The organism is Lysobacter olei (assembly GCF_054777355.1).
The window spans coordinates 170,922-184,313 of the sequence record NZ_BAAHAT010000002.1; the positions used below are offsets into that span (position 1 = coordinate 170,922).

13 protein-coding genes are annotated in these 13,392 nt (G+C 70.1%); 9 read left to right on the top strand and 4 right to left on the bottom strand.

The window, feature by feature from the left end; genetic code table 11:
- Positions 1 to 59 precede the first annotated feature (59 nt).
- From ACYVBS_RS03425 to ACYVBS_RS03435, 3 genes are all read left to right on the top strand, one after another.
- Entirely contained in the window at positions 60 to 2,330 is a 2,271-nt protein-coding gene (locus tag ACYVBS_RS03425; protein ID WP_460821798.1) for a S9 family peptidase, read from the top strand.
- Positions 2,331 to 2,480: 150 nt separating this feature from the next.
- Complete coding sequence (locus tag ACYVBS_RS03430) at positions 2,481 to 4,304, top strand: DUF885 domain-containing protein (protein ID WP_460821799.1); 1,824 nt, start codon at positions 2,481 to 2,483, stop codon at positions 4,302 to 4,304.
- Positions 4,305 to 4,576: 272 nt separating this feature from the next.
- Positions 4,577 to 5,386 (top strand): glycosyltransferase family 2 protein, encoded by an 810-nt coding sequence (locus tag ACYVBS_RS03435; RefSeq protein WP_460821800.1) that lies wholly within the window; start codon positions 4,577 to 4,579, stop codon positions 5,384 to 5,386.
- 49 nt (positions 5,387 to 5,435) lie between these two features.
- Here the strand turns inward: ACYVBS_RS03435 and ACYVBS_RS03440 are convergent, their stop codons facing one another.
- Positions 5,436 to 5,855, bottom strand: coding sequence for a hypothetical protein (locus ACYVBS_RS03440; RefSeq protein ID WP_460821801.1), 420 nt, complete (start codon positions 5,853 to 5,855; stop codon positions 5,436 to 5,438).
- 91 nt (positions 5,856 to 5,946) lie between these two features.
- Between ACYVBS_RS03440 and ACYVBS_RS03445 the strand changes: the two genes are divergently transcribed.
- Together ACYVBS_RS03445 and ACYVBS_RS03450 are read left to right on the top strand one after the other, a co-directional pair.
- Complete coding sequence (locus tag ACYVBS_RS03445; protein WP_460821802.1) at positions 5,947 to 6,993, top strand: chorismate transformation enzyme, FkbO/Hyg5 family; 1,047 nt, start codon at positions 5,947 to 5,949, stop codon at positions 6,991 to 6,993.
- Positions 6,994 to 7,065: 72 nt separating this feature from the next.
- Positions 7,066 to 7,314: a hypothetical protein gene (locus tag ACYVBS_RS03450; protein ID WP_460821803.1), complete on the top strand. Its 249-nt coding sequence runs from the start codon at positions 7,066 to 7,068 to the stop codon at positions 7,312 to 7,314.
- A 104-nt stretch (positions 7,315 to 7,418) separates the two neighbouring features.
- On the opposite strand, the gene ACYVBS_RS03455 is transcribed toward ACYVBS_RS03450, so the two are convergent.
- Positions 7,419 to 7,745 (bottom strand): high-potential iron-sulfur protein, encoded by a 327-nt coding sequence (locus ACYVBS_RS03455; RefSeq protein ID WP_460821804.1) that lies wholly within the window; start codon positions 7,743 to 7,745, stop codon positions 7,419 to 7,421.
- 191 nt (positions 7,746 to 7,936) lie between these two features.
- Here ACYVBS_RS03455 and hemB point away from each other — a divergent pair, with 191 nt between their 5' ends.
- Positions 7,937 to 8,929, top strand: a complete 993-nt coding sequence (hemB, locus tag ACYVBS_RS03460; protein WP_460821806.1) for a porphobilinogen synthase — start codon at positions 7,937 to 7,939, stop codon at positions 8,927 to 8,929.
- 120 nt (positions 8,930 to 9,049) lie between these two features.
- On the opposite strand, the gene ACYVBS_RS03465 is transcribed toward hemB, so the two are convergent.
- Positions 9,050 to 9,946, bottom strand: a complete 897-nt coding sequence (locus ACYVBS_RS03465) for a TolB family protein (RefSeq protein ID WP_460821807.1) — start codon at positions 9,944 to 9,946, stop codon at positions 9,050 to 9,052.
- A gap of 47 nt (positions 9,947 to 9,993) precedes the next feature.
- Here ACYVBS_RS03465 and aroE point away from each other — a divergent pair, with 47 nt between their 5' ends.
- Both aroE and ACYVBS_RS03475 read left to right on the top strand, forming a co-directional pair.
- A complete protein-coding gene (aroE, locus tag ACYVBS_RS03470; protein WP_460821808.1) occupies positions 9,994 to 10,854 on the top strand; it encodes a shikimate dehydrogenase in 861 nt (286 codons plus the stop codon).
- A gap of 11 nt (positions 10,855 to 10,865) precedes the next feature.
- A complete protein-coding gene (locus tag ACYVBS_RS03475; protein WP_460821809.1) occupies positions 10,866 to 11,120 on the top strand; it encodes a YkgJ family cysteine cluster protein in 255 nt (84 codons plus the stop codon).
- A gap of 114 nt (positions 11,121 to 11,234) precedes the next feature.
- Here ACYVBS_RS03475 and ACYVBS_RS03480 read toward each other — a convergent pair whose 3' ends face one another.
- Complete coding sequence (locus ACYVBS_RS03480) at positions 11,235 to 11,795, bottom strand: gamma carbonic anhydrase family protein (protein WP_460821810.1); 561 nt, start codon at positions 11,793 to 11,795, stop codon at positions 11,235 to 11,237.
- 153 nt (positions 11,796 to 11,948) lie between these two features.
- On the opposite strand from ACYVBS_RS03480, the gene ACYVBS_RS03485 reads away from it, so the two are divergent.
- Positions 11,949 to 13,385 carry an aldehyde dehydrogenase family protein gene (locus ACYVBS_RS03485; RefSeq protein ID WP_460821812.1) on the top strand — a complete coding sequence of 479 codons (1,437 nt, stop codon included), beginning with the start codon at positions 11,949 to 11,951 and terminating at the stop codon, positions 13,383 to 13,385.
- Positions 13,386 to 13,392: the final 7 nt, after the last annotated feature.

Sequence of the window (13,392 nt, forward strand, 5' to 3'; positions counted from 1 at the left end):
CCCCAAGTCCCGGCGCTCCCTGCCGGCGCGCTGGATTCACAGGGCCCTTGCCAAACGCCATGAACCACACCGTCCGCCGCGGCCTCGCCGCCAGCCTGCTCGCCATGTCGATGATCGCCCCCGCCACCTTGGCCGCCACCGCCGCACCGGCGCCCGGCAAGCTCACCCTCGAAGCCATCACCGGCAGCACGTCGCTGTCCGGGCCGAGCCTGATGAAGCCCAAGGTCGCCCCGGACGGCAGCCGCGTGACCTTCCTGCGCGGCAAGGATGCGGACAAGAACCGCCTCGACCTGTGGGCCTACGACATCGCCACCGGCACCACCGCGCTGCTGGTGGACTCCAATGATGTGCTGCCCGGTGCCGAGGTGCTCAGCGACGAGGAAAAGGCGCGCCGCGAACGCCAGCGCATCGCCTCGCTCAGCGGCATCGTCGACTACCAGTGGTCGCCGGACGGCAAGCAGCTGCTGTTCCCGCTGGGCGGCGAGTTGTACCTCTACGACCTCGCCAAGCCCGGGAAGGCCGGCGTGCGCAAGCTGACGAATGGCGAAGGTTTCGCCACCGACCCCAAGCTCTCGCCCACGGGCGGCTTCGTCAGCTTCATCCGCGAGCGCAACCTGTGGGTGATCGACCTCGCCACGGGCAAGAGCGCGCAGCTGACGAAGGATGGCAGCGCGGTGATCGGCAACGGCGTGGCCGAATTCGTCGCCGACGAGGAGATGGACCGCCACACCGGCTACTGGTGGGCCCCGGACGACAGCGCCATCGCCTTCGCCCGCATCGACGAGAGCCCGGTGCCGGTGCAGAAACGCTACGAGGTCTACCCGGACCGCACCGAGGTGATCGAGCAGCGCTACCCGGCCGCCGGCGACAAGAACGTGCTGGTGCAGCTGGGCGTGATCGCGCCCAAGGCCGGCGCCAAGCCCACGTGGATCGACCTGGGCCCGGAGACCGATATCTACCTGGCGCGCGTGGACTGGCGCGATGCGAAACACGTGACCTTCCAGCGCCAGTCGCGCGACCAGAAGCGACTGGATCTGGTCGAAGCCGATCTCGCCAGTGGCCAGCAACGCGTGCTGCTGACCGAAACCAGCAAGACCTGGGTGCCGCTGCACAGCGACCTGCGCTTCCTCAAGGACGGCCGCCTGCTTTGGAGCAGCGAGCGCAGCGGCTTCGAGCATCTGTACGTGATCGACACTGATGGCCGCGCCACTGCGTTGACCGCGGGCGAATGGCCGATCGATGCATTGCTGGCGGTCGACGAGCCCACGGGGTATGCCTACTTCAGCGCGGGCATGGACACCCCGCTGGACGTGCAGGTGTACCGCGTGCCGCTGGCCGGTGGCCCGATCGAACGCCTGTCCAAGGCCGACGGCGTGCACAACGCCACCTTCGCCGCCAACGCCAGCGTGTACGTGGATAGCTGGTCCAATCCGACCACACCACCACAACTGGAGCTGGTCCGTAACTTCGGCACGCCCATTGCCACGTTGCTGGCCAACGACCTGGCCGACGCCAAGCACCCGTACGCGCCCTACCGCGACGCGCAGCGCCCGGTGGAGTACGGCACCCTCACCGCCGCCGATGGCCGCACGCCGCTGCACTACAGCGTGATCAAACCGACCGGCTTCGATCCGAAGAAGAAGTACCCGGTCGTGGTCTATGTCTACGGCGGCCCCGCCACGCAGACCGTGACCCGCGCCTGGCCGGGCCGCGGCGACCACTGGTTCAACCAGTACCTCGCTCAGCAGGGCTACGTGGTGTTCTCGCTGGACAACCGCGGCACCCCGCGCCGCGGCGCGGCGTTCGGCGGCGCGCTGTATGGCGTGCAGGGCACGGTCGAAGTCGAGGACCAGCTCAAGGGCGTGGACTGGCTGCAGGCGCAGCCGTGGGTCGACGGCCAGCGCATCGGCGTGTACGGCTGGTCCAACGGCGGCTACATGACGCTGATGCTGCTGGCCAAGGCCTCGGACCGCTACGCCTGCGGCGTGGCGGGTGCACCGGTCACCGACTGGGGCCTGTACGACACGCACTACACCGAGCGCTACATGAACCTGCCGGCGGCCAACCCGGACGGCTACCGCGACGGGCGCGTGCTGACCCACATCGACGGGCTCAAGTCGCCGCTGCTGCTGATCCACGGAATGGCCGACGACAACGTGCTGTTCAGCAACTCCACCGTGCTGATGAGCGCCCTGCAGAAGCGCGCGCAGCCGTTCGAGCTGATGACCTACCCGGGTGCCAAGCACGGCCTCAGCGGCGCCGACCTGCTGCACCGCTTCCGCCTGACCGAGGACTTCTTCGGGCGCTGCCTGAAGCCGGCCGCACGTTGACCGCCACGCCGCCGGGGCGTCCTGCCCCGGCGGCGCACTCTTGCCAGATGGACGGGTGACGTCCGGCGGTCACGACCGTGACCTTCAGCAGATGGCCCACAGGGGCCCCGGCAGCGATGCTGGGGGCCTTTCCGCCCCGGGGCCACCCCAATGACCAAGCCGCTCGTTCTTGCCATCGCCGTGGCGCTGCTCGCGCCCGTGCCGGCCCTCGCCGCGTCCGCGCACCTCGCACCCGCCTTCGCCACCGCCGCAGCCAAGGCGCCCGCCGCCAAGGCCGCTCCGGCCTGGGTCGCGCGCAGCAACGAGTACACCGGGATCCTGCTCAAGGCCCAGGGCGAGTTCATGCCCGAGCAGTTGTCGTTCTTCGGCATCCCCGGTTACGACGACAAGACCTTCGACTTCGGTCCCGACAACGGCAAGCGCTTCCGCGCGGCCACGGCCAAGGCGCGCGCCGAACTCTCGACCAAGCTGCAACTGGAACGCGATCCCAACGTCCGCCAGGATCTCGAAATCCTGATCAAGGCCGCCGACGACGCCATCGAGGCCAGCGAAGTCAACGAGCGCCTGACCCGGCCGTTCGCCGACGTTGGCCAGGCCGTGTTCCAGGGCATGCAGGGCCTGCTCAGCGACCAGACTCCGCCCGAGCGCCGCGCGATGGCGCTCAAGCGCCTGCAGCGCTATGTCGGCCAGGCCGCCGGCAGCACGCCGCTGGCCCTGCAGGCGCGCCAGCGCTACGAGGAACGTGGCGAAGCCGGCCTGCTGCAGCCCACCCAGCTGTCGGTGCAGCAATCCATCGACAACCTGCCCGCCTACCTCAAGGGCATCCGCGGCCTGTTCGCCAAGTACAAGGTCGAAGGCGCCGACGCCGCGATGGACGCACTGGACAAACAGCTCAACGACTATGCCGCGTGGTCGAAGGCGACCGTGCTGCCCACCGCGCGCGCCACCTACCAGCTGCCCGACGAGCTGTACGCCCTCTCGCTGAAGAACGTCGGCATCGACATCGACCCGCGCGTGCTGATCGAGCGCGCGCAGCTGGAATTCATGGAAACCCGCAACGCCATGCAGCAGCTGGCGCCGCTGGTGGCCCAGAAGAAGGGCATCGCCGCCACCGATTACATCGGCGTGATCAAGGCGCTCAAGCAGCCGCAACTGGCCAACGACCAGATCGAACCGTTCTACCGCACCACGGTGATGCCGGAGCTCGACCGCCTGATCGCCAAGCACGACGTGGTCTCGCTGCCCCAGCGTCCCATGCAGATGCGCCTGGGCTCCGAGGCCGAGAGCGCCGCGCAGCCCGCACCGCACTTCCTGCCGGCGCCTCTGGTCGGCAACACCGGCCAGCAGGGCACCTTCGTGCTGCCGCTGGGCAACCCCAACGCCGGTGCCGATGGCGCGTATGACGACTTCAACTACCCGGCCGGCGCATGGACGCTGACCGCGCACGAAGGCCGCCCCGGCCATGAGCTGCAGTTCACCGCCATGGTCGAGCGCGGCGTGTCGCTGGCGCGCACGCTGTACGCATTCAACTCGGTCAATGTCGAAGGCTGGGCGCTGTACGCCGAGGCCGAGATGGTCCCGTTCGAACCACTCGAAGGGCAACTGATCGCGTTGCAGTTCCGCCTGCTGCGCGCCGCACGCGCGATGCTCGACCCGATGCTCAACCTCGGCCTCACCGACCGCGACACCGCGTTCAAGGTGCTGACCGAGCAGGTGGGCTTCAGCAAGGCGATGGCGCGCCAGGAAGTGGACCGCTACACCGTCAACTCACCGGGCCAGGCCGGCAGCTACTTCTACGGCTATTCGCGGATCATGGCGTTGCGCGCCGAGACCGAAGTCGCGCTGGGCGACCGCTTCAACCGCAAGGCGTTCAACGACTTCCTGCTCGACCAAGGGCTGCTGCCGCCCGACCAGCTGGCCAAGGCGGTGCGCGAAGTGTTCGTGCCGGCGCAGAAGGCCACGCCGCGCAGCTGATGCACACGGGCGCGTCGGTGGCGGGCACCGTCACCGACGCGCCCCAGCCCAGAAGGGCGTCAGCCGCGGCCTGCCTTGCGTCCTTCCGGCGCGCGGGTCGCACGCGGCGACCCGCCAGGCACCCCTGCGAGGTGCGCGGCCCGCCTGAACGGGGCGACCGGACTGGGCGGGCGTGGGCTTCCTCCTCACGCACCACTGCCTATACTCGGTTCCAAGTCGCCCTACGACACGTCGCACAGGGCTTCCGTCGCTACTTCACGCCGGAACCGCGCATGCTCGATCGCCACAACGTCGCCGTTGTCATCCCCGCCCTCAACGAATCCCTGCGCATCCGCGGCGTGGTCGAAGCCGCCTTGCGCGAAAGCGACCATGTGATCGTGGTGGACGACGGTTCCGACGACGGCACGGCCGCCTGCATCGCCGACTTGCCCATCACGGTGGTTCGCCACCCGACGCGTCGCGGCAAGGGTGCCAGCCTGCGCACCGGCTTCAACGAGGCCTTGCAGCGCGGCCTGCGTGGCGTGGTCACCATGGACGGTGACGGCCAGCACCGCGCCGAGGACATCCCGCGCCTGCTTGACGCGGCCAACCGCCATCCCCGCCACCTGGTGATCGGCGCGCGCCTGCGCAAGCGCGCGCAGGCGCCGCTGTATCGCAAGCTGGCCAACCGCTTCGGCGACTGGGGCATCGCGTGGGGCACCGGCTACCAGATCGCCGACACGCAGAGCGGGCAGCGCTTCTACCCGGCCGAGGTGTGCGCGCTGCGGGACATCCCCGGCGAGGGCTTCGTGTTCGAAGCGCAAATCCTCATTTCCGCGGCGCGCCAGCTGGGCACGCGCGTGGTGTCGGTGCCGATCGAATCGCGCTACCAGCAGGCCGGCGGCGAGGAACAGTTCCGTGCGAGTCACTTCCGCCCGCTGCAGGACCTGGGGCGCATCACCTCGCACGTGGTCGCGCAGGTCCTGCGCCGCGGGGGGATGTGGTCGGTGTATCGCAGCATCCGCGCCAATCCGCCCCTGATTGACGATCCGAGCGGCGAGTTCACGGCGCCGGCCGAAGCACAGCCGGTCGCCACGCGCTGAACGGGTCGAGACCGCACCGCCTGCGCTTCGCCCGCCCCGTCCTGACGCGTTACTCCTCGATCACATGGATCGCCACGCCCACGGCCTGGCGCTGCGTAGTGGGGATGCCCACGCCACCGTAGATGCCCACGTGGCTGCGGTGCACGCCGGTACCCACTCCGACCGACACCGGCGGCGCGATACTGCCCACGCCCAGCAGCAGTACGCCGTTGGCCCCCAGCTTCGCCGCCTCGCGGCGCAGCCGCAGGATCGCCGCATCGGTCTGTCCGGCCGTACCGAAACCGATCGCACTGGACGACTCCAGCCGCGCGATCTCTTCGAAGCGCTTCGGGGCCACGTGGTAGACCTTCACCTGCTCGACGGCGATGGCCGGGCGCGGTGGCGCCAGGATCACCCGGTGGGTACTGGCGCAGCCGCCCAGCAGCAGGACGGACAGGACGAGGGCGGACAGCAGTCGACGCGGCAGCATGGCAGCAGGGCTCGGCAGGGTGTTCCGAGCATACTCCGCACGCCTGAACCGGATCCCGCTGCGCCCGGGGGGCGCCCGGTATCATGTCGGCATGACTTCACCGCACCCGACCGCCGGCTGCCCGCCGGAGGCCGAAGCCCCCACCCCGTCCACGCCCTCCCCACGCTGGGCGGTGGACTACACCGACGCTGACCTCGACGCGCTGCTGGCGCGCGACGACACGCTGGCCGTGTTCGGCTTCGGCCGCGACGCGCCGCAACACGCGGACCCGCGCTACCTGCGCGTGTCGCTGCAGCCCCATGGCCCAGCCCCGCTGGAAGTTTGGCGCGTGGCCGGCCCGGTGACCCGCGGGCACGACGGCGACGTCGCCTGGGCCGAGGACGGCACGCTTCAGTTCGGCGCCATCGAGCTGGATGAGCTCCCGGGCGACGACGACAGCGACATCGAGCGCACCACCGAGGCGATCTACCGCCGCCTGTCGGCGTTCATCGCCGCGCGCGGCTACCCGCACCTGCTGCGGATGTGGAACTACCTCGACGGCATCACCAGCGGTGACGGCGACGCCGAGCGCTACCGCCGCTTCTGCGTGGGCCGCGCACGTGCGCTGGGCACCGTGGAACCCGGTACCCTGCCGGCCGCGACGGCCATCGGCCGCGTCGACGGCGAGCGCCGCCTGCAGGTGTACTGGCTCGCCGCCCGCACCCCCGGCACGCCGCTGGAGAACCCGCGGCAGGTCAGCGCATGGCGTTACCCACGCCAATACGGGCCGCAACCGCCTGGCTTTGCCCGCGCGATGCTGCCACCGGCCGCCAGCGCGATGCCGTTGATGCTGTCGGGCACCGCGGCCATCGTCGGCCATGAATCGCAGCACCGCGATTCGGTCGAAGCGCAGCTGGACGAGGTGCTGGTCAACCTCGACCACCTCATCGAGCGCGCGCGGGCGACCCGTCCCAAGCTGCCGGAAGCCTTCGGCCCCGACAGCCGCCTCAAGGTCTACGTGCGCGATGCCGCCGAGCTGCCGCGCGTGGCCGCGGCCCTGGCCGAGCGCCTGCCGTCATCGGTGCCGCGGATCGTGCTGCACGGCGCCGTGTGCCGCCGCGAATTGCGCGTGGAGATCGATGGCGTGCACGGCGGCTGAGTCCGCGCACCGGCCGGCAATGCGGCATGATCACGGCACCGGCGCCTGCGCCAATGCCATGGAGATTTGGGGATGGGACTGATCAGCCTGCTGTGGGGCATCGTCGCGATGCTGTGGATGATCGTGGCGCTGGTGCCGCTGCTGGGGTGGGGCAACTGGTTCCTGATCCCGTTCGCCGCCGTCGGGGCGATCATTGCCGCCATCGGCATCCTGGTCAGCCGCTCGGGGCACCGCGGGCGGGCCAAGGCGGGCCTCGTGCTCAACGGCCTGGTGATCATCGTCGCCATCTTCCGCCTCGGGATCGGCGGCGGCGTCATCTGAGCAGCGCGTAGCCGCCGGGCGCACGCATCGGCGCGCGCCCGCGCAGGTCAGTCCGAAGGATTGCCGGCCGCCCCGCGACCGGATCGCTCATCCGCTCGCGCGGATCAGGCCTTCTTCGCCCAGGCGCTGCACCAGCCCTTGGCGGCCACGGTGTTCTGCGGGAACAGCGTGCACGGCCCGTAGGCCTGGCCCTTGGCGCCCTTGTACAGGGTGCAGTTGGCGCAATTGCTGCCGGCCTTGAACACCGGGTGCTTCACGGCAGCGGCGTTCTCGGTGTAGGCCAGCGCCTTGGCCTGCGGATTGGCAGCGGTCAGCTTGGGCAGCGCGGCAGGGGCGGCCTGCGCCGGCAACGCCTTGAGCACCAGCGGGATGGCCGCGGCGGCGGCGGAGTAGGCAAGGAAACGACGGCGACCGGGGTTGCTGAGATCCATGGCGGGGTACACGACGTGGCGAGGATGACGACATCCTAGCCCGCTCCCGGCCGCGTGCATTGACCCTTGTCAAATGCCGCGCCAGACAAAGGACGGCGTGCGTCCAGGCGCCCGCGCGCGCCCGACGTCCCGGCCATGCCGCCTGATCGCGATCAAGCCCGCCCGGGTCGCCGGGCGTACAATGCCGGCCCATGAGCTACCCCTACACGCGCCCGCGGCGGATGCGCCGCGACGAGTTCTCGCGCCGGCTGATGCGCGAGACGGTCCTCACCGCGAACGACCTGATCTACCCGGTCTTCGTCCACGAACTGAAGGGGCGCGAAGCCGTCGCCTCCATGCCCGGCATTGAGCGCCTGTCGATCGACGAACTGCTCAAGGTCGCCGAACAGGCCAGCGAGTTGCGCGTGCCTGCGCTCGCCCTGTTCCCTGTCACCGCACCGGACGCCAAGTCGCTAACCGCCGAGGCCGCCTGGCAGGACGACGGCCTCGCGCAGCGCGCGGTGCGTGCGCTGAAGGAGCGCTTTCCGCAACTGGGCGTGATCACCGACGTCGCGCTGGACCCCTACACCGTGCACGGCCAGGACGGCCTGCTGGATGACAGCGGCTATGTGATGAACGACGAGACCGTCGAGGCGCTGGTCAAGCAGGCGATCTCGCACGCGCGCGCCGGCGCCGACGTGGTCGCGCCCAGCGACATGATGGACGGCCGCATTGGTGCCATCCGCGGCGAACTGGAGGTCGAAGGCCACATCCACACCCGCATCCTGGCCTACAGCGCCAAGTACGCCAGCGCGTTCTACGGCCCGTTCCGCGACGCGGTCGGCAGCGCCGGGGCGCTGGGCAAGGGCAACAAGTACACCTACCAGATGGACCCGGCCAACTCCGACGAGGCCATGCGCGAGATCGCGCTGGACCTGGACGAAGGCGCCGACATGATCATGGTCAAGCCGGGCATGCCGTACCTGGACATCGTGCGCCGCGCCAAGGACGAGTTCGGCGCGCCGACCTTCGTCTACCAGGTCAGCGGCGAGTACGCGATGCTCAAGGCCGCCGCGCTCAACGGCTGGATCGACGAGCGCGGCTGCGCGCTGGAGGCGCTGACCAGCATTAAGCGCGCCGGCGCCGATGGCGTGCTGACCTACTTCGCGCTCGACGCGGCGCGGTGGCTGCGCGAGGCCTCCTGACGCACGCGAGGTTGCCTCACCGCGTGTTCACGAAAGACCCGCCCATCCGGCGGGTTTTTCATTGCACGGCACGCACCCGGTCCGAGCCCACGCAGACGGGACACTCCTTCGGGACATCGCTCAATCGACGCAGCCGCGCTTGCCCGTCACGGCCGGCGCCTTCATCCGGTACAGGTCCAATCCGCCGGCGCGCGGCGCGCGTGCGCTGCTGGTGACCAGCAGTTCACCCGGCTTGTTCCACTCCACCATCGGGCCACGGGTGGTGCCCGTATCGGTGTTGAATGACAGCTTCAGCGGCGCGATGCCGGCGTAACGCCGGCCATCGCACTGCGCCAGTTGCAACTGAATGGGCTTGGTCGCCGCATCGTTCGAGCGCGCGAAGACGATTGCCTCGCCGTCACCGAGCCAGGCGCCATCAAACTCATCATCGCCGGTGTTCACCCCGGGCACCGGCTTGGCCTTGCCGAACGCGGCGCCATCCCAGCGGGCATTGAACAGGTCGTGTCCCCGCGCGCCGGCCTGGCCGTTGCTGGCAAACAGCAGCGATTGGCCGTCGCGGCTGGGCGCGGGGGCGCCTTCGTCACCGGCGGTGTTCACGCTGGGGCCGAGGGATTCGGGCTTGCCGTAATTGCCGCCGCGCACGGGCACGCGGTACAGGTCGTCGCCACCGCGGCCACCCGCGCGGTTGCTGGCGAAGTACAGCCATAGGCCATCGGCGCTGAACATTGGCGCCGACTCGTGCTGCGCGGTGTTCAGCGGCAGCGGCACGGGGTCCTGCCAACGGCCGTCCTTCATCGTCGCCTGCCACAGGTCGCCGCCGCCCGGGCCACCCGCGCGATCGGGGCTGCCCCAGACGATGCGCTGGCCGTCGGGGCTGACCGTGGCGCGGACCTCGTTGGCCTTGGTGGACACCACGCCCATGCCCTCGATCCCGAATTCGGACAGGGCGAAGGCGGTGCCGCCCACCAGCAACAGCGGGAGTAGACTGGATCCAACGAAGGCCGGGTTGCGCCGCATCGTGCGTCTCCTGGGTACGTGCCACGCAGTCTAGCGAGGGAATTGCCATGTCGAATCCGAACGCCGTTGCAAAACGATTCGCGGTCATCGGCCACCCGGTCGCGCACTCGCTGTCGCCGCGCATTCATGCCGCATTCGGGCGGCAGACCGGCATTGCGCTGGAATACACCGCGATCGATGCGGCGCCGGAAGACTTCGATGCGGCGCTGGCAGCCTTCGCCGCCGAGAGTGGTGCGGGCGCCAACGTGACCCTGCCGCACAAGGAACATGCCGCCAGCATCTGCAACAACCTCAGTGAGCGGGCGCGTCGCGCCGGTGCGGTCAACACCCTCATCCGTACTGCCACGGGCTGGGACGGCGACAACACCGACGGCGCCGGCCTGGTCCGCGACCTGACCGAGCGCCACAGCCGCGACCTGCGCGGTCGCAAGGTGCTGTTGATCGGCGCGGGCGGCGCGGCGCGTGGCGTGGCCCCGACCCTGCTCGATGCCGGCATCGCCAGCCTGTACATCGTCAACCGCACCGCGAGCCGCGTGGACGCACTGGCCGATGCATTGGGCGAGCCGGACCGCGTGCACCCGCGCTACTTCGACGACATCGGCGCACTGGGCAACTTCGACCTGATCATCAACGCCACCTCGGCGGCACGTGGCACCGGTTTGCCGCCGCTGCCCGGGACGCTGCTGGCGCCGCGCTGCGACGCCGTCGATCTCAGCTACGGCGAGGCCGCGATCCCGTTCCTGGCGTGGGCGCGCGCCGCGGGCGCCCACCTCGTCATCGACGGCTTGGGCATGCTGGTCGAGCAGGCCGCCGAGAGCTTCCAGCGCTGGCACGGCGTGCGCCCGTACACCGACGAGGTCTACGCCGCCCTGCGCGAGCGCGATGACGCGCTGGTCACCGCGGACTGACGCCCGCGACCATGGACTGCCGCGCGCGCTGCGGCGCGTGCTGCATCGCGCCCTCCATCACCTCGCCCATTCCCGGCATGCCGGATGGCAAGCCGGCGGGCGTGCCGTGCGTGCAGCTGGATGACGCGTTTCGCTGCCGCCTGTTCGGAAAGCCCGAACGGCCGGCCTTCTGCGCCTCACTGCAGCCGGCTCCGGACTTGTGCGGGCAATCGCGGGAAGAGGCCTTCCGCCTGATCGATCTGCTGGAGCTTCAGACGCGGCCGTGAGGTCACCGTTGTCGCCGTCCCGCCGGTCAGAACCAACGCTGCCACCGTCCGTGCGGTGAGCACTTGGAGGATGTCCCAGCCCTGTGCGGCTAAGGCCCCGGCGTCACTTCACGGTCAGCGGACGATCCGCGGAGCATCCGTCGCCATGCCGAGGTAGTGGTCCTTGAGCCGCACGTAGTGGCCGGCGCTGTACTGCAATTGTTCCAGCTCGCGCTCGGTCAGCTTGCGCGCGAACCGCGCCGGGCTGCCCAGCCACAGCTCGCCCTCGCCCACGACCTTGCCCGGTGACACCACCGCGCCGGCGCCGACGAAACCGAAGCGCTGCACGTGGCAGCCGTCCAGCAGGCGCGCGCCCATGCCGATCAGCGCGAACTCGTCGACGGTGCAGGCGTGAATGATCGCGCCGTGGCCGATGGTCACGTCGTTGCCGATCAGCGTCGGCAGCCCGCCCGGGCGTGTGTACGGCCCTTCGTGCGTCACGTGGACGATGGTGCCGTCCTGCACGTTGGTGCGTGCGCCGATGCGGATGTGGTTGACGTCGCCACGAATCACGCAGCCCGGCCAGATCGACACATCGTCGCCCAGCACGACGTCGCCGATGACGGTGGCGGCCGGGTCGACGTACACGCGCTCGCCGGTGACAGGGAAATGCTCGAGGTAGGGGCGCAGGGTCATCCGGCGATTTTACGCCCGTACCGATGCCGGGGCGGGGCCGGCGGACGGCCGCCATCGGTGCCCGCCGGTAGCCGGCTCGTGTGAAGGGGCGTGCCCTTTTGGGCGGCCGGCGCGCTCGACGCACGGGCCAGGGATGGGACTAAACTCGGCCGTATGGACATCACCGCCGACACCACGCCCCAGGAACTGGCCGCCACGCGCGAGCGCCTGCGCGTGGCCTGGCAGGCCCGCAAGCCCGACCTCGCCCAGCGCCGCCGTGACCTGGAGCGGCTACGCGACGCCTTTCGCGCCGCCGTACCGGCCATGGACACGGCGATCCGCGGCGACTTCGGGCATCGCTCCGAACACGAGAACCTGATCTCCGAGGCGATGGTGACGCTGGCCGAGATCGACCACGCACTGCGCCACCTGCGGCGCTGGACGCGGCCGCAACGCGCCGCAGTGGGCTGGAAACTGTGGCCCGCCACCGCCGAACTGCGCTATGAGCCGGTGGGCGTGGTCGGGATCATCGCGCCGTGGAACTACCCGGTGAACCTGGCGCTGGTGCCGCTGGTCTCCGCGATTGCCGCCGGCAACCACGTCTACCTCAAGCCCTCCGAACACACGCCGCGCACCAGTGCCTGGCTGCGCCAGTTGCTGGCCGACGTCTTCCCCGCCAGCCGCGTGGCCGTGGCACTGGGTGGCGCGGAGGTGGGCGCCGCCTTTGCCGCGCTGCCGTTCGACCACCTGCTGTTCACCGGCTCCACTGCGGTGGGGCGCAAGGTGATGGCTGCCGCCGCGCCCAACCTGACCCCGGTGACGCTGGAGCTGGGCGGGAAGGCGCCGGCGGTGGTCTGCGCCGACTTCCCGATCGGCACCGCCGCCGCGCGCATCGCCACCGGCAAATGGTTCAACGCCGGCCAGACCTGCATTGGCGTGGACTACGTGCTGGTCGATGCGGCGCGCCGCGACGCGCTGGTGCATGCGCTGGTGCACGAACTGCGCCAGCGCTACGGCCACGATTTCGTCCACACCGACGCGTACACGCGGGTCATCAACGAAAGCCAGTTCCGTCGGCTGCACGGCTACCTGGCGGATGCGCGCGAACGCGGCCACACCGTGATCGAGCCCTTCGCCGACGCCGCGCAACGGCACGCCGCGCTGATCGAGGAGGAGCACCTGTTTCCGCCGGTGCTGGTCATCGAGCCGGCAATGGACGCCGAGGTCATGCGCCACGAGATCTTCGGCCCGATCCTGCCGGTGCTGTCGTATCAGAACCTGGACGAGGCAATCGCGCGCATCAACGCGCTGGAGCGGCCACTGGCGCTGTACCCATTCAGCAATGACCGGGGCCGCGTCGAGCACATCCTGGCCAACACCCTGGCGGGCGGAGTCACGGTCAACGACACCCTGCTGCATTTCGGCGCGCACGGCCTGCCGTTCGGTGGCATCGGCGCCAGCGGCATCGGTGCGATCCACGGCCGGCACGGTTTCGAGACCTTCAGCAAGGCGCTGCCGGTGCTGCGCCAGCGCCGTTTCGCCGCCAGCGACTGGCTCAAGCCGCCGTATCGCGGCCCCATCGACCGCATGATCCGCTGGTTGTCGAAGTAAGGGCGGT